Source organism: Bacillus sp. KNSH39, assembly GCF_052656585.1.
The window spans coordinates 155,558-176,844 of sequence record NZ_JBQXYO010000001.1; the positions used below are offsets into that span (position 1 = coordinate 155,558).

Sequence of the window (21,287 nt, forward strand, 5' to 3'; positions counted from 1 at the left end):
ACTACTCATTGTAGTGTTTAAGGGGGAATAAAATGAATGCAGCAGATTTAACAATTTGGCTTGTGGCTGGGGCGGGAGTATTGTCATTTATATCACCGTGCTCTTTACCGCTATATCCATCTTATTTATCTTATATTACCGGTGTGTCTATCCAAGATTTAAAAGAAAATCGTGGAATTATGCAAAAATCAGCGATTATACATACAGTATTTTTTATGATCGGATTTTCGGTTATATTTTACGCGTTAGGTTTATCGGTAAGCTGGATTGGAATAACATTTTCATCTAACCAAAAATTGATTCAACAAATTGGTGGGATTTTTATTGTTTTAATGGGGCTATTTATGACGGGCTTGTTTCAGCCTAAGTGGCTTATGGCAGAGAAAAAGGTGCAGTATAGAAGTAAATCGACTGGATATATTCGCTCGATTTTAGTCGGTATGACATATGCAGCAGGTTGGACGCCATGTGTTGGACCGATATTTTCAGCTGTACTCATGCTTGGCGCGACGAATCCTGAAGGGGCGCTTCTTTATATTACAGCGTATACTCTTGGGTTTGCGGTTCCATTTTTCGTGATGGCATTCTTTATTGGGAAGGTAAAATGGATTGTTACATATGCCAATGTCATGATGAAAATTGGCGGTGGAATGATGATTGTAACAGGTATTTTATTGTATACAAATCAAATGACGAAAATTACAGCATTCTTTATTCGTCTATTCGGTGGATTTACAGGTTTTTAAAAATGAGGAGGAAGAAAAGTGAAGAAACTAATTGCTATTATACTAGTAGGTGCTCTCGCTTGGGCGGGGGTTAACTTTTATAATTCAAAGAAAGAAGAAAAGGAAAGAAAAGCAAAGCAAGCAGAGTTACAGGAGAAAGAAGTATTACCACAAGTCGGTTTTAAAGCACCTAGCATCACATTAAAAGGATTAGACGGAAAGTTACAGTCGTTAAATGATGCAAAGGGAAAACCGTATATTATTAATTTTTGGGCATCATGGTGTGGGCCGTGTGAAATGGAGGCACCTGACTTAGTTCATATGTATGATAAATATAAAAAGGATGTTGAAATTTTTGCGGTGAATGCAACTGTTAGTGACCCAGTACAAGAAGCAAGCGCATTTGCTAATCGTTATGGTTTTGAGTTTCCTGTTCTACTAGATATGGACGGAGTAGCTGGACTAGATTATAAAGTATTCTCTTTACCGACGACATTTTTTGTTAATAAAGATGGAATTATAGTAGATCATGTACGAGGTGTATTACCACCAGATCAATTAGAAAAGAAATTTAAGAAATTGATTGAGAATTAAAAGGAGATTTGGTGACGATGGAGTGGATTGTGAGGTTACAACCCATATCTCTTATAATTGGAAGTCTATTTGGTTTTATGTTGATGAAACGAAAGATGAAGTATCAAAATGTATCATATGAAAAAATGATGGATGCCGTAACAAATGCTTTTCTTATCATCGTATTTGTATGGAAGTTTGCACCAGCAATTTTAAATCCTGTATGGGCTTTTGGGGCACCAGTGCAAGCAATATTAGCTATTGGAAGTATACAACATATTGTAGTAGGATGCGTAATTGCGAGTGTATACATTGTTTGGAAAAGTAAAAAGGAACAATTTTTGCTTCGTATTTTACTTGATGTACTCCCTTTTGGATTGTGTGTGTGCATTATCTTTTATTTTCTATTCCATCATGAAGTAGGTGTACAAACGACACTACCATGGGGAATGAATATATATGAATCTAAATTTTTATATCATCCTATTTTCGTATATGAGATCATCCTTGCTCTTTGTATAATGGGCTTGTTATGGATGAAAAATGAAAGGCTCGGAAATGGAAAGAATATAAGTGTTTTTCTAATTATTGAGGGGTTTGCTCATATTATTATTTCGCTTGTTAGTGAACAAAATTCGGTTCTGTTTGGTCTATCAGCAGAGCAAATAATGAGCTTTTGTATTATTAGTTTAGGGATTTTGTTGGTGCCGAAAAAATAAAAGATAGCCATGTACAGAGAGTATCTGTATGGCTATCTTTTATAAGCATATTTCTTCATCATATGCTAAATCATTATATTGTAGAAATCTAAAAACCCCTTTATTAGGGGTTTTTAGGTTTCTATAGGTCTGCATGTGTTTCTTGTTTATCTGTATCCCATTTTGGAAGTTGTTTTGCTTGTTGACTTTCAGTAAAATTATTAAATCCAAAAGCAAGTATGCATGTAAAGGTTAAAATAGCTAAACTAATCTTTTTCATTATCTTAGTGCCTCCTTAGTTAATAATTTTTGTTTTGCTTCGTAAGTTTTGAAAAAATATTTTTGAGATTTCTCTATTTTATTCACTTTATGAAATTCTACTGCTAATAATTCGTAATATTCTTGTACATAATCGTATAATTCTTTACTGTTAAAATATGTAGTGCCTGCAATGATTGCGTTTTCTAAGTCGTCTAGAATACCAGTGTGTTGTGTTTTTAAGATAGTGAAATGGTGTTTATATTCTTGATTATTTAATTCATTACAAATTTCTAAGCCTTTTTGAACCCAATCGTTTGCAAGTTCTTTTTCATTTAAACTAAAATGTTCTTTGGCTTGTAGAAAATTGGCTTTTAGGTGTTTAGGTAATTTGTTTGTAACTATTGTAAGATGTCTAATAGCAAGGGTTGATAGATTTTGAGAAGAGTAGAGCCAACCTAAGTTATTTCGAACTTTTAAGATTAGTGTATCGTCTTTCAGCTTTTGTAAAATATTGATTGCTGAATTATAGTTCTCTTCGGCTTGTTCGAATTGTTTTAAATAAACAGAACATGAGCCTAAAATGTTTTCGCATAGAGCTATTTTAATTTCATAACGTGGATATTTTGAGAAAATCTCTTTAGCTTGATTTGCATAATTGATTGCTGTAAGTGGTTTGTTTGTATGGTGATTAAATATAGCAAATTTATATTTATATTCAGCTTCTTCTAGTTCGCCTGGTACATGTTTTAAAAGGGATTCAGCTTTTTCGTATTCTTTTTTTGCTTCATCATAATTTCCAATAATGGTAGCATGTTCAGCTTTAAAAAAGTGATAATAATAAGTAATAAAGTCTTCAGTTATTGGATTGTCTAAACGAACAATTTGACTAAAAGTATCATACTTAATGTTTGTCCAATCGGTTAGGACCTTATATTTAAAGTTTAGTAGGGAGTAGTAAAGCGATAGAGTTTGATCAGCTTCAATTTTATTAATCTGTTTCTCTATTTTTTCTTTTAATTGTTTCGCTTCAATTAATTGCTCCGCTACCATTACTTGATATAAAATGTTTAATTCGTTGACAATCTGTTCATGCCCTTTTAATAACACACTCATTATATATTCCCCCATTCGATAAAAGTATCCTAATTTAATTATTTCTATAATAGCAAAATAGAAGAAGTATAAGAGTGATTTTATCATATTTTTCAACAAAATTCTGAAAAATTAATTAATTTTTACATATTTCTTATTTTTATGTGAATATTACAAGTGCCTCTGGTAGTGGTGGGATGAATCTGACTCATGATACGTTAGCATCAATGGGAGGGATAGTTTTACTTGTAAATATGTTTTTAGGAGGATTGTTCGGATTGGGTCCAACTGTTAAGTTTTTAACAAAAATTTCACTTTCTTATTTAATAAAAACAGGATAATCCTCACTTTATAAGAATCATCCTGTTTTTATTGATATATTAAAAAATCGGCGGAGTAACAGAAAATAGGACTATCGCGTTTTTTTCAAAATGATTCACCCATTTATGCTTTAAATAAGCAGGTATTTTTACACTGTCGCCAGTTTCTAATACGTATTCTTCCTCATTTAAATATAATGTGATTTTCCCATCTAAGACAAATGCTAATTCTTCTCCTTTATGTTCTAGCACATTTTCTGATGAAGCTGTATTAGGCGGGACGGTCATAATTGCTGTTGCTAAATTTCCAGTGAAATCAGGTGAAAGCATTTCATATGATAAATTATCAATAATCATTTTCTTTCGTTTATGGGAACGTACAATTAAATCGTCTGTATTTGTATCTTCAAGTAAAAAGCTAAATGTTGGCACATCAAGAGCTTTAGCAAGCACTTTTAATGTTTGGATAGAAGGGTTAGCGGACCCGCGCTCAATTTGACTTAACATTGATGGTGTAATATCGGCCATCTTTGCTAGTTCTTTACTAGTTAAACCTTTTTCTTTTCTTTGTTTTTCAATTTTTTTACCAATATCTATATTTTCCATAATGAAAATCTCCTTAATAATTATTAAATTATATTTAAATAAATTAAATTAAAATTAACTTAATGGGATTATTTGTGTTAAACTATATTAAAATTAATTTAATTATAATTTATTGTATGGTGAGCTACAAGGATATAAGGAGGAAACAAAATGAAAGAAATAGGGGCATTACAAGCAGAATATCCATTAGTGAATAAGCTTATTGCAACAGAAGAAGTATTTTGGATAAATCCAAACATAGAAAAGTATGAAACAGCAATAAAAGATTCACCACTTAATGAAGAGAATGTAAAAGATGCGGAAGAGAGATTAAAGCGTTTTGCACCATATATTGCGAAAGTTTTTCCTGAAACGAAAGGGGCGAACGGCATAATCGAATCACCTTTAGTGAAAATACCTTCTATGAAAGAAGCTTTAGAGAGAAAATATGAGCAACCTATTTTAGGAGAATTATTATTAAAATGTGATAGTCATCTTCCAATATCAGGATCAATTAAAGCTAGGGGCGGTATTTATGAAGTGTTGAAACATGCTGAGCAACTAGCATTGCAGCACGGAATGGTAACAGAAGAAGATAATTATTCCGTTTTAGATAGTGATACATGTAGAGAGTTTTTCTCGAAATATTCAATTGCAGTAGGTTCTACAGGGAATTTAGGACTTAGCATAGGGATTATGAGTGCGAATCTAGGTTTTAATGTAACTGTTCATATGTCAGCAGACGCAAAAGAATGGAAGAAAGATTTATTAAGAAGTAAAGGTGTAAACGTTATTGAATATGAAGATGATTATAGCAAAGCAGTAGAAGAAGGAAGAAGACAAGCGGATGCGGATCCTAGCTGTTATTTTGTAGACGATGAAAACTCGCATGATTTATTTTTAGGATACGCAGTAGCAGCATCACGATTACAAAAGCAATTAGAAGAGTTAGAGGTTGTAGTAGATGAAAATCATCCTTTATTTGTTTATCTTCCGTGCGGAGTAGGAGGAGGACCTGGCGGAGTAGCATTCGGTTTAAAGTTATTGTATAAAGATAATGTTCATTGTTACTTTGCAGAGCCAACACATTCTCCTTGTATGTTACTCGGCTTAATGACAGGCCTTCATGACAAAATTTCCGTTCAAGATATCGGAATTGATAATGTAACAGATGCGGATGGACTTGCGGTAGGAAGGCCATCTGGATTTGTCGGTAAAACGATGGAACCATTTTTGAGTGGGAATTACACAGTAAGCGATGAAGAGTTATATAGATTGTTAAAAGAGCTAGCTGATACGGAGAATATTTATTTAGAGCCTTCTGCACTAGCAGGTATGATAGGGCCAGTGAAAGTATGTAAAGAAGATGAGTATTTACAAAAGCTACAGTTAACAGAGAAGGTGAAAAAAGGTACTCATATTGTGTGGGGAACGGGTGGAAGTATGGTTCCAAACGATACAATGGATGAATATTATAGGAAAGGTTTGGAATTAACGATATAAGAAAAATGAGGCTAGTTGTAGCCTCATTTTTTCATGTACATAAAAATCTTTGTTATTTTCACAATAGTTCTTTATAGTATATATAAAGGATAACTAATATTGAATAAATACAACAAAAAGCTTTATTTTACATAATAAGAGGATGTGTATACGATGTCATTACAGACTAAATATATAGCGGGTATTTCACTTGGGGTTATGGGTGTCGGCTTTGCGGCTTCTATCCCTTTTCAAGGAACGATAGCTGGAGAGATTATACAAGGGGGATTTGAAGCTGGGTTAGTTGGCGGGCTTGCAGATTGGTTCGCAGTTACAGCATTATTCCGTCACCCGATGGGAATACCAATTCCGCATACAGCTTTGTTACCTAAAAATCGTAAACGAGTAACGAAAGGGCTCATCAATACGTTAGAAAATGAATGGCTGACGAAAGAAAGTATTACGAATAAAGTAAAAGAGATGCAGTTAGCACAAATGGTACTGCAAATTGCTGAGAGAGAAATGCAGTCTGATGCTGTGAAAAAGGGGATTGTAACGATTGCAGAGAAAGCAATTGTTACAATAGATACAGAAAAGTTAGCTGTTATTATTGAAAAAGAATTAAAAACATATTTGCATACAATTAATACAAGTAACATCTTACAAGTGCTTGTTGATCAATTAGTTGTGCAAGAATATGATGAGAAGACACTTGATTACATTTTAGTAAAAGTGAAAGATTGGACAGCGCAAGATGAAGCACGCTACCAGCTTGGAAGTTTAGGTATGAAGGCGATGGAAAATATAAAAGTAGATGGATTCTTACAGTTTACATTGAAATCGTTTATGAATATTGTAGATGAAGATAAAATTGGCGGCATTTTGCAGAAGTTTATTATTAGCAATATTAACAGCTTACAAGATGCAGATAATAGCACGAGACAACTTATATTAGCGAAAATTCGTCAAGAAATTATAAATGTAAAAGAAAATGAAGCGTTACTACAAGAATTAGAAAATTGGAAAGAAAAATGGATTGCCAATTGGAATGCTACTGACAAAATAAAAGAGATGCTAGAGCAAGTACAACAAAGAGCAGTTGCTTTTGTAAATAATGAAGAATTTGCTGATAAATATGTTATTCCATTTTTACAAAAACAAATGAACAAAATAAAAGAAGATGAACAAACTGTTCAAAAAATAGAGGAGTGGTTACAAAAGCAAGTTGTTACACTTGTGGAAAAAAACCATTCGAAAATCGGTAAGCTTGTACAAGAAAATCTTGATAAGTTAGATGATAAAACGTTAATCGAAATGATTGAAAATAATGTCGGTAAAGATTTGCAGTGGATCCGAGTGAACGGGGCGGTTTGCGGATTTATGATTGGATTAGTGTTAGAAGGAATTAAAGCGATTATATGAGAAAAACCTTCCGCAATTGCGGAAGGTTTTTTATTTTTCGAGAACACTCATATTCAAATTATAAGCTTTCTCAATATTTAACTTGTACGTGCCATTTCCAGTTTTAATCGAATTTTTATACCAATGTTCTTGGTTGTTTAATTCTGGATGTTCTTCTGAAGAAGTATTTTCGTTTTTCGTTAAATCTTCTACTTGTTCCCAAGGTGTGCTTCCGTGTGTTTCTTTTTGATTTGTTACTGCTGTTAAAGATACATCACTCTCTTTTGCAAGATGGACAGATACTCTTGAGCTTTCCTGTACAAACCAATTATTTTGTAATTGACCTGGATAAAGAGATAGTTCGTTATTTGAAGCACGGATTTCCACATTTTTATTTTGCGGAAGAACAAGCGTTGGTTTCACCTGTGGTGCTGAATTAAATAACGTATGCTGAACAGGTAATGATTTTAAAGTGATATACATCGTTTCTCCAGCCGTTTGAACTGAAAGGAAATCATCTTGTTTTAAATTGAGTTTTTCATTTGCTTTCGTTGTCATTTCATAAGTTCCCAAAAGATGAATTTGATTTGTATTATTTCCCTCTATCGTTAGAGGTTGATGTCCCGCATCTACTACGATTTTTTTAATAGATTCAGGTATATCAAATTGTCCGTCTGGAATATTACTCGTTTGCCTCGTTGTGTTAATAGAGTGACGAACTTCTTCTAGTAATCCAGTTGATAATAAACAGTAAAAAGCAATTCCGACGCTTCCTAAAACACCGATAAAGAAAATACTAAAAATATCATATTTAATAAATGATTGTTCCTTCTTAGAAAATAGAAGGTATAGTAAAACTTCAGCTCCAAGTATGATAAGTAAAACTGGCCACCATGCAGTTAGTGTATCTAATACTTGAATTCCTTTTACGACTGAAAATAGTAAAAAGCACCCTAACGATATAATAGAAAGCCCCATTGAGAATGTTCCAACACGCCAAGTCCTCATTCGCTTGTCCCACCTTTGTTTTCTTTATTTCCAAGTAACAATTTAAAGCCGCCGCCAATTAAAAGGAGCGCAACGATAGATGTCTGGAAATAGCGATAATATAGTTCACTAAGATGAATATTAAATATAGTTACAAAATAATCATTCAAAATAGGAAGGACTGTTTGATTTAATAAATAATAACCACCGAGTGTAATTAATCCGATACCGATCCATCTTTGATGATTTATAAAATAATCGATAATGGGTTCGTCTTGTACTCGTTCTTTTCCGTATTTTGCTGTTTGCTGTAACGCATCAAAAAAGCTATAGAACCAAATGATTGGTACTAAAAATAAAAACGCAGAAAGTCTTAATAAGTCGAGTAAATAAATAGATAGTAAAAAGGCTGCCATAAGCTGAAGACCACGGCGTTGTAAACCTAAATACATATGACCTGCTCCAGGGAACATCGCTAAAATAGAAGCAAATGTTTTACTTTTCTTTCCTTGCTCTCGATGTTCTTCAAAATCTTCGAAAATAGTACGGTCAATTAATTGCTCGTCGCGTTCTTTTTTCTGTAGTTGCTGAACAACGTCAAAGAAATTATAAATCCATAAAACAGGTAACGTAATAAGAAAGATAAGGAAACTTCCTTGAGATGTTAATAATGTTACAAATATAATCATGCTGCCTAAGCCAGCGCAAGCGACTAAAAACGTAAGACCGCGTTGCATAAGTCCTAATTGGAAATGGCCAAGTCCAGGGATGATGGATAGGAGAATGATATAAAATCGTTCGCTCTCTTTAGAGGAATTTATCAATTCTCCAGCTTCTTGTTTTTTCGTTTGTTTTATAATGGTGATAACTAAATCTAGTAAGTTAATTACCCATAGAACAGCTAGTAAAAATAGAGAAAGAAAAGCAATATCACGTTCTCTTACTACTATGGTACAAAATACTGCAAAGGAGAATAGAAATAAAGATCCTCCGCTATATAAAATAAACCGTCCTAGCTTTTTTAAGTATAAATGTCCAAGCCCAGGAATTAGCCCTAATACAAGTGCTAAAAAGGGGTTTTTATTCATGCTTTAAACCTCCGTCCTTTTTTGATGTATCTACCGATTTGTTTACAATTTGTTGTGAGATAGAAGACTCGTTATGTTTTGAAGATTTCTCGAAATTTGATGTCGCTGTAAAAATATATTGGAATAAACCACTTACCATAAAAATAATTGTAGCTGCAGTCGCAATTATGTAGTGAATAATTGTGCGCTTTAGTGAGTTTGTTTTTATATTTTCATTAGGTTGTAGCGTTTCAAAATTAATTTGCGTCATAACTTCGTTCGTAAATGAATCATCATTTATCATTGGAAGGTTTTCATGTTGTTCATCAATACTTTCCATATAAAGTGTTAAACAATGATCACATTCGTAAAGATGTTCTTCCATAGATTCACGTTTATTGTTTTCTATAAAATCTAATGTATAATTGCGCCAATCTTCTTTTGAATAATGCATCATAGAAACTCTTCCTCCTTCCAATGTTTTTTAATCCATTTTCGTGCCCGATACAGTTTCATTTCGACTGTTTTTACTTCGATGTTTTCCTGTAAAGCAATTTCTTGATAACTTTTTTCTTCTAAGTAATGTGCGAGAACGACGTCACGGTAATTTTCGGGAAGTTCTCTCAGTTTTTGAGCAATGAGTAATTTCTGCTCTTTCGTCAATAATAAAGCCTCAATATTATGAGAGGACTTTATATTTTCCTCAGCTTCTTTACATAAGGAGAGTTCTTCACTTTCTCTAGCTTTCTTCCTCTTATAATCAATAGCGTGATTGGTGGCAATACGCGCCATCCACGTTTTTAATCCGCGAAATTGATAATTTGGGAGAGAGGTGTGAATTTTTACGAATACTTCTTGTGTAACATCTTTCGCATCTTCTTCATGTCTTAAAATAGAAAAGATAACTTGAAAAATATAATGACGATATGTTTGTACAAGGATACGAAAAGCATGCTCGCTTCCTTGCTGTGCTTTTTCAATTAATTGTTTTTCCTCAATGGGTCTCTCCCTCCTTTTTGACGCATTCTATTATATAGACGTAAAGAATGATAAGTCACCCTACACATATTGTAAAAAAAGAATAATATATTTTTTGCAGGAGAGCTAGATGAAAAAAGGTGTGAAAAAATGGTAAAGAGAAGTATATAATGAGCAAGTAGGAAATGTTACACGGAGAAAGGATGTGAATGTTAGTAGGGGAAGGGCCATACTAACAAACATGAAAATTAAAATATTAATAGCGGATGATAACTCTTTTATTAGAGAGGGCATGAAAATTATTTTAAATACATACGAAGAGTTCGAAGTAGTAGATACTGTAAATGATGGGGAAGAAGCTGTAGCATATTGTAAAAAGCATGAAGTTGATATTGCTCTTTTAGATGTTCGCATGCCAAATATGAACGGGGTAGAGGCGACGAAGTTCATTTGTGAAGAGACGAAAACAAAACCGCTTATTTTAACGACGTTTGATGATGATGAATATATTTTGGATGCAGTAAAAAACGGAGCGAAAGGTTATTTGTTAAAAAATAACGATCCGGAGCGTATTCGTGATGCGATAAAAGGAGTATATAACGGTCAAACTGTTATGCAAGATGTTGTCCTCGATAAAATTAAGTCTAATTTAATGGAAAGTAAAGAGGAAGAATGTAAAATTGATAAGAGCCTTTTCACAGAAAGGGAGCTTAGTATTATCGCATTAATTGCAAAAGGTTTCTCGAATAAAGAAATTTCGAAACAGCTTTTTATATCTGAAGGAACAATTGCAAATTATATTACGTCAGTTTTAGGGAAAACTGGACTTGAACATCGCACACAAATTGCGATTTATTACTTAACAGGGAAAGTAGATTAGTGATATGGAATTTTGGCTAACTGTAAGTAAATTAATTGTCTTTTTATATATTGTGTTTAGTTATATTTACGCAAATGTAGTAAATTTACCTTGGGTTATATTTACTTTACTTATTTACCTCTCTGTAAACGTAATGATTTCTATATTTAAAAAAGATACGTATAAAAAATTATTAATCTGTATGTCAATTGGCATAATTATGTTATTTACATGGAGGGTTCATCCATTTTTTATTTTGTTTTTACCTTTGAACTTATACGAAATTACATTCCATTACATAGAAAAGAATTGGCCACGCTTTGTTGTTATGATGCTCCCAATTACGATTGCAGATGAAAGTATTCGAATGACTTATGGATTAATTGTTGCATTTTCTTTTCTCGTTTTAACTATAGCAGATCGATATATATCGCGTGTAGTAAAGCTTGAATCGCAAAATGATAAGATGCGAAAAGATATGCAACGACTTACGAAAAGCTTACATGAAAATAAAGAGTACATAAGACAATCTGAATACACATTTAAGCTAGAAGAGAGAAATCGGTTATCGCAAGAAATTCATGATAAAATTGGTCACTCGATGACGGGTGCACTTATTCAAATGGAAGCAGCAAAAAGGTTAATGGAAATAGATAAAGAAAAATCTGCGGAGTTATTACAAAATGCAATTCACATTTCAAAAGATGGAATTGAAAGTATTCGCATTACATTAAAAAATATGAAGCCTCCAACTGAGCAAATTGGCATTCATCGTATGAAATTATTCATAGAGGAATTTGCCGGTAAGAATGATGTGAATATTCCTTTTGTATACAAAGGGAACTTAGATATGATTTCTCCCATTCAGTGGAAAATTATCGGTGAGAATGTTACAGAAGCACTAACAAATGCAATGAAATATGCTGATGCGACAGTTATTTCTATAGATATTCATGTACTTAACAAGATGGTTAAGGTGCAAGTGAAGGATAACGGAAAAGGGGTAGCTCTTGTTAAAAAAGGTCTCGGTATTATGGGGATGGAGGAGCGAACGGCGTCTGTAAACGGAAAAATTATTGTAGATGGGACAAGTGGTTTTTCAGTAACGATGTTGTTGCCAATATAAAGAGAATGGTACGAGGATGAACCATCTCATATGAAAAAAGTGAATATTCTCATGTGAAAAGAATGAACTTCTGCACTGAGCAGGTTCATTCTTTTTGTTTATACTAAAAGCAGAGAAACCGAAATAGGGGTGAAAATGATGAATACATTAGAAATTAAAAATTTAACGAAAAAATTTGGTGATTTCATCGCAGTTGATAATATGTCTTTATCTATTAAAGAAGGAGAAATATTTGGCTTTTTAGGATCAAATGGTGCTGGTAAGAGTACAACGATAAATATGATTGCTGGTTTGTTAAGAAGTAATGAAGGTGAGATTAGCATACTAGGAAAAAATATAAAGAAACATAATCGATTTGCGAAAATGAATATCGGTATTGTTCCGCAAGATATTGCGATTTATGAAGAGTTAACTGCCTATGAAAATGTGAAATTCTTTGCTGGATTGTACGGGTTACGAGGAGCCGAATTAAAAGCTAGGGTAGAGGAAGCTCTTAAATTTGTAGGACTTAGTGATAAACAGAAAAGCTATCCGAAGAACTTTTCTGGTGGGATGAAGCGAAGACTGAATATCGCTTGTGCAATTGCTCATAGACCGAAGTTAATTATTATGGATGAGCCGACAGTTGGAATTGATCCACAGTCAAGAAACTACATTTTGCAGTCAGTACGTAAATTAAATGAAATGGGAAGTACAATTATTTATACGAGTCACTACATGGAAGAGGTAGAAGAGATTTGTACGAAAATAGCGATAGTAGATCACGGTAAAGTAATTGCAGAAGGTACGAAAGAACAGTTAAAAGCAATTATTACTGACACGAAAGATATTTGGATTGAAGTGAAATCGGTAGAGAATTTAGATGTAGAAAAATTAAAAGAGATAAACGGTGTGAAAGCAGTTCAAATTGAAGAAAACGTAATTAAAGTGAATTCTGATGCGGGATTAAATAATTTAAATAAAATCATTCAACACTGTATCAATCATGATATTGAAATTCGTTCATTAGAGGAGCAGGCTCCCAACTTAGAAACAGTATTTCTTACCTTAACCGGAAGAAACTTACGAGATAAATAAAAGGTAAATGAAGAAAAGGTAAAGGGAGGTTCATCAATTGAACATCTTCAATATTGCAATTATGCACATTAAAAGAGAATTTAGAGACGTAAGAACTTTAGTTTTTATGTTAGCATTTCCGATTGTACTTATGCTTGTGTTAGGAACAGCGTTAAGTAATGCATTTAATAGCGATAGTCATACTATTAAAGATATACAAGTGATATACAAAGATGAAGCAAATGGTACGTTTTCTCAATCATTTGAAGCATTTGCAAAAGAAGTAAGTAAATCTGGTATTCACTTTAAGAAAGTTTCTGAAGAGATAGATGGAAAAGAAAAAGTAAAACAAAACAAATACGCTGCGTATGTAGAATTGAATAAGGACGGGGTAAAGTTTTACGGAAGTGATAGAAGTAGTATTGAAAGTAGCATAGTTGAAGGAATGATGACTACATTTGTTGATAAGTACAATGTAGTAGTTGAGATTGAGAAAGTAGACCCTAGTAAAATTAGCACAATAATTCCGAATGGAGAACGTAATGAGTATATTAAAGAAACGGCATTACAAGCGGCTAAAAAACCAGGTTCTATGGATTACTATGCAATTGTAATGACAACGATGGTTGCTTTGTATGGTGCGATGGGAGCAAGTAATTTAATTAGAGGCGAACGAATACGTAAAACAGGAGATCGTCTCATTGCTGCACCTATAACGAAAGCGGAAATTTTTATCGGGAAAATATTGGGTAATATGGTGGCGAATGCACTGTGCATACTACTTGTCGTTTTATTTAGTAAATTTGTTTTTCAAGCTAACTGGGGCGATCATCTTGGAGTTGTCTTACTTATTTTACTAACAGAAGTCCTTTTAGCAACTAGCTTCGGCCTCGGCATCGGATATATTACAAAAACAGGTGAAGCATCTAGAGCAATTATTTTAGTTATCGTACAACTAGCTTCTATTTTTGGCGGGGCATACTTCGTAGTAGAAGAAAATTTCGTTACGAATTTATCACCATTAACGTGGGCAAACACTGCCGTTATGAAAATTATTTATGCAAATGATGTAGGGGCGGCACTACCGGTCATCTCTTTAAATATCGGAATCTCAGCACTCTTTTTATTCATATCGATTATCGCATTACGCAGACGGGAGGGGCTATAGTATGAAAGATATTTTATGGCTTATGCAAAAAACATTATCAGTCCTTTTGAAAAATAAAAAAGGGTTACTCATTATTATTAGCTTGCCGATAATAGGAACGTTAATCTCCTTTTCAATATATGGAAATGCGGGGCAAGGGACGTTAAATATCGGAGTTATAAATAAAGAAAATGAGTCGATAGCAAATGATACGGTGAAATTTTTAGAAGAAATCAATCATGTAAAAGTAAGTAAAGTGAAAGAATCTGAAGTAGAAGATAAACTCACTTCAAAAAAACTTGATGGAGTGATTACGTTACATTCTGGTTTTTCAGAAAGTGTCCGAGAAGGAAAACCAAGCAATATTGAAATTTCATCGATTAAAGGTGATCAAGTAACAGCGTTTATTAAGTCATATTTGTACAATTATATTAATAATGTAGCAGCGATAAGTAAAGTAGCAGGAACAGATCAAAGTGCATTTGATACGATGTACGCAGGATATCAAAAAAGTTCATTTAAAGTGAAGACTGAGACGTTAGAAGATACTTCGAAAAATAAAGATATGACGAACCAAACGATGGGTTATCTTATTATGTTTATGTTATTTTCAGCAGTGAACTTATCAGGCTATATTTTAAAAGAAAAAGAGAATAGAACGTACTTTAGATTATTATCCACGCCGATAGATGGAAAGAAATTTATATTATCTAACGTCGGGGTAAATATGATTATATTAACAGTACAAATTATGATTACAATCCTATTCTTAACGAATGTTTTTCATACGAATATCAATATGCCCTTCATCGTTATGGTTGGTGTACTGATGATATTTGCTTTAATAGCGATTGGAATGTCGTTAGTAATTGTTGCTTTTTCAAAAAACTCATCATCGGCAAATGCGATGCAAAACATGGTCATTGTACCAACATGCTTACTAGCGGGTTGTTATTTCCCATATGACATTATGCCAAGTGCAGTACAAAAAGTAGCTAATTTTCTTCCACAGCGCTGGTTGTTAGACACAGTATCGAAACTACAGCAAGGAATTCCATTCTCTGAGTTGTATTTAAACATTTTAATTTTATTCGCTTTCGCGATTGCATTCTTCTTAATTGCGATTTATAAGTTTGGAAGAAATAATGATGCGAGGAATTTTGTTTAATGTGAAAAGGATGTGACGTTAAGTCACATCCTTTTTTGTATGAAGCATGAAATCTAAACTTGAATGACAAAATAGAAAGGTGGAAAGAAAATGATCGGAAGGAAATCAAAATGATTAAAAAAATATTGCGAGTTACTTCTATTGTTATTGCTATTTTCGTTTTTATTTTAATATGGATGCATATCGATGTTACCTTAGGTAGGAAAATGGAAGCTGGGAAAAATATGCCGACAGAGTATGCGCCTCATTATAGTGACTTTCAATTATATGTAGAAGGGAAGTCTTTTTATAAACAATTATTTATTGATATAAGAGAAGCGAAAAGCTCCATTTACACGTATTTCTTCATTTTGTCGGATGATAAAAGTAGCCATACTTTTTTAAACTTATTAAAAGAGAAGGCAAAAGAAGGAGTAAACGTCTATTTATCCGTTGATTGCATTAATGATTTATCATTTGAAAGAAAGATGAAAAATGAATTGCAGGAAAATGGTGTGCATTTTACATATAGTAGAAAACCTGAATTACCATTCGGCTTTTATTCTCTTCATCATCGTAATCATCGCCGTATTACGACGATTGATGGGGAGATTGGCTATACAGGCGGATTTAATATAGGAGATGAGTACTTAGGGAAAGATAAGCGATTTGGATATTGGCGTGATTATCATGTACGACTTAAAGGAGAAGGAGCAAAAGATTTAGAACAGCAATTCGCTTTAGACTGGAAACGAGATACGAAAGAAGAGATAAAGAGAAGTACGAATAAAGCTAGTAAAGGGAATACATTACATACTATGACTAGTTACAATGGGCATTACGTTGCTGAAAAATATATAGAGCTCATAAAACAAGCTCAGCACTCCATTGTAATTGCAACACCGTATTTTATAGCGAAAAATAAAGAATCTATGAATGCTTTAATCGCGGCGCAAAAGCGTGGTGTTACAGTAAAAATACTTTGGTCATATAAACCGGATCTACCTCTTATAAAAGAAGCGGCGTATCCATACATACGCCAAGCTGTTAATAATGGAATTACTGTATATGGTTATAAAAAAGGAATGTTCCATGGTAAATTAATGCTTATTGATAATGAATTAACCGTTATTGGTACAACAAACTTTACTTCGCGTAGCTTCAATATAAATGATGAAATGAATTTTTATATTTATGGTGGTCCTATTGTAGGACAAGTTAATAAGGCGTTAACAGAGGATTTTCATGATTCGAAAGAAATGACGAAAGAGTTTTTTGAAAAGTTATCTTTTTGGGAGCGTTGTAAGGAGAAAGTGGCGGGATTGGTTGACTTCTATTTGTGATGATGAATTAGGAAAGGGTGCCTACAAAAGGCACCCTTTTTTGGTGGGAAATCATTATTTTTCATGCACCAGCATCGTAACATCATCATTAATCAACGTCCCCACATGTTCGCCTAAACATATTTTCTTCATGACACCAGGCTCATCAAAGTTAAAGACGTGTGCTGGTAAATTGTAGTCCCGGGCAAGCAGTAATGCCGCTTGATCCATGACTTGTATATTTTGTCTAACGACATCATTATAGTTTAGTTTGCTGTACATTTTTGCTGATTTATTATGCTTTGGATCACTTGTAAAGACGCCATCGACCCCTTGTTTTGCGACTAATATGGCATCACTATTCATCTCGATGGCTCTTTGTACACTTGGATAATCTGTCGTCACGAACGGTTGGCCGTTTCCGCCTCCAAAGATAACGATATAACCGTTATCTAAATGGTGGACTGCACGCAAGCGAATGTATGGTTCAGCTACTGCATTAAATGGAATGGAAGTCATAACGCGTACTTCTCTATTTGTTTTACTTGTTAAAACACCGCGAAGCATTAAGCTGTTAATGATTGTACCTAACGTACCGATATTATCAGCTTCTACTCGATCGATTCCCCATTCTTCAGCTAGATGCCCCCTAAAAATGTTACCGCCACCGATGACGATGGATACTTCTATACCTAAATCAACAATGGATAAAATTTCGTTTGCGATATGTTCTAATCGTTTGGAGTTAAAGCTATTTCCAGTTTGATCGGCAAGTGCACCGCCGCTTAATTTAATTAAAACACGTTTATATGGTCTCATAACAATTCCCCCTATATAGATCGCAGTCAACTCCCCCCACTGAGATAAAGCCTTTCAGTGGGGGCTTGAGTTCGAACACTAGATCTTTTCGTCTATCGCTAGACAGTTTGACGCTCTAGCATTCATGCTACCTTATGGTAACACCCCGAGTCTGTTTTTGGTTGGTACTGACAACGAACGATTGTTTTCCCACTTGCATCACCCTTTCGAAAAAGAGCAGTTCTCCCTTATGGAAGAAGCCACCACTCAGATGAATCCGGCGTGTGCTACAAGCCCCGACAAGTCGCGTACACATGGATGGTTGACGCACCCACTAAGCTATGCACAAAGCAATAGCCTTACGTTTTTGCACTTCTAATAGAATCGGCGTTTTCACTTTGAGATTGCCATCCAATTCTACAACTCCTGACTTTTTCAATGTATTCAGCGCACCATTAATATCAGCATGGATACATGTTCCTGCTTTACTTTGATACAGACCACGCGTACTTCGTTTGCCGCTAAAGCGATATTGCGTCTTATCATCCTTAGACCAAACTGGAACCGGATCCTTATCAAGAAAACTAGCTTTTGAAGTATAGCTTTCTTCTTGTTTGAAAAAGCGAATGCCTTCTTTTACACATTTATTCTCAATCGCTGCAATCAATTTCTGAAATGGGATTTGAACAAACTTTTGATTATTCTTTTTCCCCATATGAGAGTTTTGTTTCCAACCAGCGTTATACCCTACAACAATCGTATCTATATCGAATTCTTTCACTTTTTTGAACAACAGACCTACTGTTTGTGCAATATAACCGTTTATTTGTCTTTCTCGTTTATGCCAAAGTGCGGCCATTTTATTCGTTACAATACGTTTTGAAATTCCATTGTCCATATTTTTCTGCCCTAGATTACATATCATTTTGTTGAAGTATTGATTTATGGATTTTAGTTTTTTCCCATCCATTAAGAAGGCATCACCTGTATTGGTTACGCAACTTAACAATCTGTCTACACCTAAATCGCAACTCAAAGCGTTACTAGTGGTCGTAGGTGGTTTCTTCATTTGAGAAACGTGCATTTCATATGTATAATGCACCTCAAAGAACCGACCTTTTTGCTTTGGTACAATCTCAATGTAGGAGATGTTTTTATTTCTTAAGTTTTTTGGCATACGTATTTTAATAGAACCGAATTTTTTTCTGAATGCAACATTCATCGGAATCATCCAATACCCGTTCTCATCCACTTTTGGCACTTGATAGATTTCAATAATTCGTTTGTCAGTGGAACGAGAATAATTCGGAAACTTAGGACGCCCTGTGAACTGCTCAGTTTTTTTCTTCCACTGTTCCAACGCTTTAAAAAAGCTCTTCACTTCTGTAAACAAGGCTCTACGAATCGCTTGAACCGTATTTGATTGAATGCCCCAGTAATTCATATCGGCTTGCATGGCAGTATCCACTTCTCTTATAGTAGCCATTTTATTATGATTCAAGTAACTTTGTTTAATCGTGTACAATCCAACATTTCGCAATGCTTTTGAACTATGTGACATGCGTTGCAGTAAGCGGAATTCTTTAGCAGTCAAGCAAGCTCGCCCAATATTTTGTTTTTGAGTGAATCGTTGTATGATTTCTCTTTTCTTTTGTTTACGTAATACTTTCACTGCTTTCTTTCTGGCCATTGTTTTCACCGTCTTTCTTAGAGGACTCATTAAAAATTTTTTAACAAATCCATATTTGGAACGAAATGAAACAACATGCGAACATGTTCTTCATCGTAATTCCTTTTGACTCAAGTAGGTGAATGATAAGCATTATCCAATTTCGTTGTCTTACAATCTATTCCCTCCTCTCCTTATCTACGCAGATTATATCGTAAGACAAAAAAACAAACATTCGCACTCAAAAAATTATTATGAGCGAAACAAAAGAGTTCAGCCTACCTTCTGACGGCAATTCATCTCCACCTGAATTGTTGAGTTTCACCCGTAACACAAATCGGAGGGAGTCTTCTTGCCGAAAAGGATAAAAAAAGGAACAAAGGCGAATGCCTTTGTTCCTTTTTAAGAAAATGAAAAAGAAAAGAAGAAGATAGAACGAATTGTTTTGTATAGTTTTTCATATCATCCACTCCTTTTCATTTTGAGTTGTTTTAAGTATATATCTTTTTGATTATACGAAACAATCTGATTACTTATCAAGTTTATTTTATCGTTTTTTAACAAAATGGTGTCAATGAAAAAAAGAAGAAAAATATTTGAATTTTTTGTGACGAACTTGTAGGTTTTTGTATGATTTTGTAGGTTCGCTTATAAGATGTGTGAGTAGCTTTTATAAATTCAAATTGAAAGCGTTCGCATGAAGGGGATGAACATAAATGAAAAAATTCGGATTGGCAACACAAATTTTTGTCGCGCTTGTTTTAGGGATTGTAGTAGGGGCAGTCTTTTATGGCAATAAAACGGCGATTTCTTATATCACACCAATTGGGGATATATTTATTCACTTAATTAAAATGATTGTAGTACCAATTGTTATTTCAGCATTAATTGTTGCGGTAGCTGGTGTAGGAGATATGAAGAAGCTTGGGAAACTGGGTGGTAAGACAATTCTTTATTTCGAAATTATTACGACGATTGCTATTTTAATGGGATTACTTGCAGCGAATATATTCCAACCAGGTACTGGTGTTGATATGAGTAATTTACAGCAAAGTGATATTTCTTCTTATAAACAAACTGCAGATGCAACAGAGAAGAAAGGTTTTGCTGAGACGATTGTTCATATCGTACCGAAAAACGTATTTGAATCGATTGCACAAGGTGACCTATTACCGATTATATTCTTCTCAGTATTGTTCGGCTTAGGAGTTGCGGCAATTGGGGAAAAAGGAAAGCCTGTTTTTAACTTTTTTGAAGGTGTACTCGAAGCGATGTTTTGGGTTACAAATCAAGTGATGAAATTTGCACCATTTGGTGTATTCGCATTAATTGCGGTTACGGTTGCAAAATTTGGTGTAGCAACACTACTTCCTTTAGGAAAACTAGTGCTAGCTGTATACGTAACTGTTATACTATTCGTTGTGATTGTATTAGGTATTAATGCAAGAATGGTTGGCGTAAACATTTTTACATTAATGAAAATTTTAAAAGAAGAACTTATTCTTTCATTTACGACAGCAAGTTCAGAAGCTGTTTTACCTAATATAATGAGAAAGATGGAAGAGTTCGGTTGTCCAAAGGCAGTTGCCTCTTTCGTAATTCCGACAGGTTATACATTTAACTTGACTGGATCGGCTATTTATCAAGCGTTAGCGGCATTATTTGTTGCACAAATGTACGGTGTGCACATGTCACTGACAGAGCAAATAACGTTATTATTCGTTCTCATGTTAACATCCAAAGGTATGGCGGGAGTTCCAGGTGCATCGTTCGTTGTTGTATTAGCAACGTTAGGTTCAATGGGGTTACCACTAGAAGGTATCGCGTTAATTGCGGGAATTGACCGCATTTTAGATATGATTCGCTCATCTGTCAATGTATTAGGAAATGCATTAGCGGCCATTGTTATGTCGAAGTGGGAAGGCGAATTCGATAATGAGAAAGCAAAACAATATGTAGAAACAGTCAAAGAAACAAAAGCAGCATAAGAAATC

General features: G+C 34.1%; 22 protein-coding genes. 13 read left to right on the forward strand and 9 right to left on the reverse strand.

Annotation, left to right across the window (positions count from 1 at the left end; all coding sequences use genetic code 11):
- Positions 1–32: 32 nt before the first annotated feature.
- Genes ccdA through ACUL40_RS00830 form a run of 3 tightly spaced genes read left to right on the forward strand, consistent with a single transcriptional unit; the run spans position 33 to position 2,017 of the window.
- Positions 33–746 (forward strand): cytochrome c-type biogenesis protein CcdA, encoded by a 714-nt coding sequence (ccdA, locus tag ACUL40_RS00820; protein ID WP_000990443.1) that lies wholly within the window; start codon positions 33–35, stop codon positions 744–746.
- A gap of 18 nt (positions 747–764) precedes the next feature.
- Entirely contained in the window at positions 765–1,319 is a 555-nt protein-coding gene (locus ACUL40_RS00825) for a TlpA family protein disulfide reductase (protein ID WP_000733176.1), read from the forward strand.
- A 17-nt stretch (positions 1,320–1,336) separates the two neighbouring features.
- The gene (locus tag ACUL40_RS00830; RefSeq protein ID WP_000454844.1) at positions 1,337–2,017 is read left to right on the forward strand and encodes a prolipoprotein diacylglyceryl transferase family protein; all 681 of its coding nucleotides are present in this window, start codon (positions 1,337–1,339) and stop codon (positions 2,015–2,017) included.
- 121 nt (positions 2,018–2,138) lie between these two features.
- On the opposite strand, the gene ACUL40_RS00835 is transcribed toward ACUL40_RS00830, so the two are convergent.
- Both ACUL40_RS00835 and ACUL40_RS00840 read right to left on the reverse strand, forming a co-directional pair.
- Complete coding sequence (locus tag ACUL40_RS00835; protein WP_000724012.1) at positions 2,139–2,276, reverse strand: hypothetical protein; 138 nt, start codon at positions 2,274–2,276, stop codon at positions 2,139–2,141.
- On the reverse strand, positions 2,276–3,370 hold the full coding sequence (locus ACUL40_RS00840) for a response regulator aspartate phosphatase (protein ID WP_000114849.1): 1,095 nt from the start codon (positions 3,368–3,370) through the stop codon (positions 2,276–2,278). The genes ACUL40_RS00835 and ACUL40_RS00840 overlap by 1 nt, the downstream gene beginning before the upstream one ends.
- 143 nt (positions 3,371–3,513) lie before the next feature.
- Between ACUL40_RS00840 and ACUL40_RS00845 the strand changes: the two genes are divergently transcribed.
- The gene (locus ACUL40_RS00845) at positions 3,514–3,690 is read left to right on the forward strand and encodes a hypothetical protein (RefSeq protein WP_002025592.1); all 177 of its coding nucleotides are present in this window, start codon (positions 3,514–3,516) and stop codon (positions 3,688–3,690) included.
- A 39-nt stretch (positions 3,691–3,729) separates the two neighbouring features.
- On the opposite strand, the gene ACUL40_RS00850 is transcribed toward ACUL40_RS00845, so the two are convergent.
- A complete protein-coding gene (locus ACUL40_RS00850; protein ID WP_000427637.1) occupies positions 3,730–4,275 on the reverse strand; it encodes a helix-turn-helix domain-containing protein in 546 nt (181 codons plus the stop codon).
- 150 nt (positions 4,276–4,425) lie between these two features.
- Between ACUL40_RS00850 and ACUL40_RS00855 the strand changes: the two genes are divergently transcribed.
- Both ACUL40_RS00855 and ACUL40_RS00860 read left to right on the forward strand, forming a co-directional pair.
- A complete protein-coding gene (locus ACUL40_RS00855) occupies positions 4,426–5,757 on the forward strand; it encodes a D-serine ammonia-lyase (protein ID WP_000658539.1) in 1,332 nt (443 codons plus the stop codon).
- Between the two features lie 153 nt (positions 5,758–5,910).
- Positions 5,911–7,158, forward strand: a complete 1,248-nt coding sequence (locus tag ACUL40_RS00860) for a DUF445 domain-containing protein (RefSeq protein ID WP_000058301.1) — start codon at positions 5,911–5,913, stop codon at positions 7,156–7,158.
- 30 nt (positions 7,159–7,188) lie between these two features.
- On the opposite strand, the gene exsE is transcribed toward ACUL40_RS00860, so the two are convergent.
- From exsE to ACUL40_RS00880, 4 genes are read right to left on the reverse strand one after another with little or no spacing between them, the layout of a single operon-like run.
- The gene (exsE, locus tag ACUL40_RS00865) at positions 7,189–8,145 is read right to left on the reverse strand and encodes an exosporium protein ExsE (RefSeq protein WP_001261422.1); all 957 of its coding nucleotides are present in this window, start codon (positions 8,143–8,145) and stop codon (positions 7,189–7,191) included.
- Positions 8,142–9,212 carry a hypothetical protein gene (locus ACUL40_RS00870; RefSeq protein WP_001039115.1) on the reverse strand — a complete coding sequence of 357 codons (1,071 nt, stop codon included), beginning with the start codon at positions 9,210–9,212 and terminating at the stop codon, positions 8,142–8,144. Before ACUL40_RS00870 ends, exsE begins: the two co-directional genes overlap by 4 nt.
- On the reverse strand, positions 9,205–9,648 hold the full coding sequence (locus ACUL40_RS00875; RefSeq protein ID WP_000972341.1) for a hypothetical protein: 444 nt from the start codon (positions 9,646–9,648) through the stop codon (positions 9,205–9,207). The genes ACUL40_RS00870 and ACUL40_RS00875 overlap by 8 nt, the downstream gene beginning before the upstream one ends.
- Positions 9,645–10,190 carry an RNA polymerase sigma factor gene (locus tag ACUL40_RS00880; protein WP_256737415.1) on the reverse strand — a complete coding sequence of 182 codons (546 nt, stop codon included), beginning with the start codon at positions 10,188–10,190 and terminating at the stop codon, positions 9,645–9,647. The genes ACUL40_RS00875 and ACUL40_RS00880 overlap by 4 nt, the downstream gene beginning before the upstream one ends.
- 220 nt (positions 10,191–10,410) lie before the next feature.
- On the opposite strand from ACUL40_RS00880, the gene ACUL40_RS00885 reads away from it, so the two are divergent.
- The 6 genes from ACUL40_RS00885 to ACUL40_RS00910 all read left to right on the forward strand — a co-directional run bounded on the left by ACUL40_RS00885 (position 10,411) and on the right by ACUL40_RS00910 (position 16,847).
- A complete protein-coding gene (locus ACUL40_RS00885) occupies positions 10,411–11,049 on the forward strand; it encodes a response regulator transcription factor (protein ID WP_000694093.1) in 639 nt (212 codons plus the stop codon).
- A 4-nt stretch (positions 11,050–11,053) separates the two neighbouring features.
- Positions 11,054–12,154, forward strand: a complete 1,101-nt coding sequence (locus ACUL40_RS00890; protein ID WP_000397690.1) for a sensor histidine kinase — start codon at positions 11,054–11,056, stop codon at positions 12,152–12,154.
- 138 nt (positions 12,155–12,292) lie between these two features.
- The gene (locus tag ACUL40_RS00895; protein WP_001093804.1) at positions 12,293–13,231 is read left to right on the forward strand and encodes an ABC transporter ATP-binding protein; all 939 of its coding nucleotides are present in this window, start codon (positions 12,293–12,295) and stop codon (positions 13,229–13,231) included.
- Between the two features lie 37 nt (positions 13,232–13,268).
- Positions 13,269–14,378, forward strand: coding sequence for an ABC transporter permease (locus ACUL40_RS00900; RefSeq protein ID WP_001020160.1), 1,110 nt, complete (start codon positions 13,269–13,271; stop codon positions 14,376–14,378).
- A 1-nt stretch (position 14,379) separates the two neighbouring features.
- Entirely contained in the window at positions 14,380–15,525 is a 1,146-nt protein-coding gene (locus ACUL40_RS00905; protein WP_000651903.1) for an ABC transporter permease, read from the forward strand.
- Between the two features lie 110 nt (positions 15,526–15,635).
- On the forward strand, positions 15,636–16,847 hold the full coding sequence (locus tag ACUL40_RS00910) for a phospholipase D-like domain-containing protein (RefSeq protein WP_445422938.1): 1,212 nt from the start codon (positions 15,636–15,638) through the stop codon (positions 16,845–16,847).
- A 54-nt stretch (positions 16,848–16,901) separates the two neighbouring features.
- Here ACUL40_RS00910 and pyrH read toward each other — a convergent pair whose 3' ends face one another.
- Together pyrH and ACUL40_RS00920 are read right to left on the reverse strand one after the other, a co-directional pair.
- On the reverse strand, positions 16,902–17,645 hold the full coding sequence (pyrH, locus tag ACUL40_RS00915) for a UMP kinase (RefSeq protein WP_001248059.1): 744 nt from the start codon (positions 17,643–17,645) through the stop codon (positions 16,902–16,904).
- Positions 17,646–17,958: 313 nt separating this feature from the next.
- The gene (locus tag ACUL40_RS00920) at positions 17,959–19,314 is read right to left on the reverse strand and encodes an RNA-guided endonuclease TnpB family protein (protein ID WP_445422937.1); all 1,356 of its coding nucleotides are present in this window, start codon (positions 19,312–19,314) and stop codon (positions 17,959–17,961) included.
- Between the two features lie 695 nt (positions 19,315–20,009).
- On the opposite strand from ACUL40_RS00920, the gene ACUL40_RS00925 reads away from it, so the two are divergent.
- Positions 20,010–21,281, forward strand: a complete 1,272-nt coding sequence (locus tag ACUL40_RS00925) for a cation:dicarboxylate symporter family transporter (RefSeq protein ID WP_000713293.1) — start codon at positions 20,010–20,012, stop codon at positions 21,279–21,281.
- Positions 21,282–21,287: the final 6 nt, after the last annotated feature.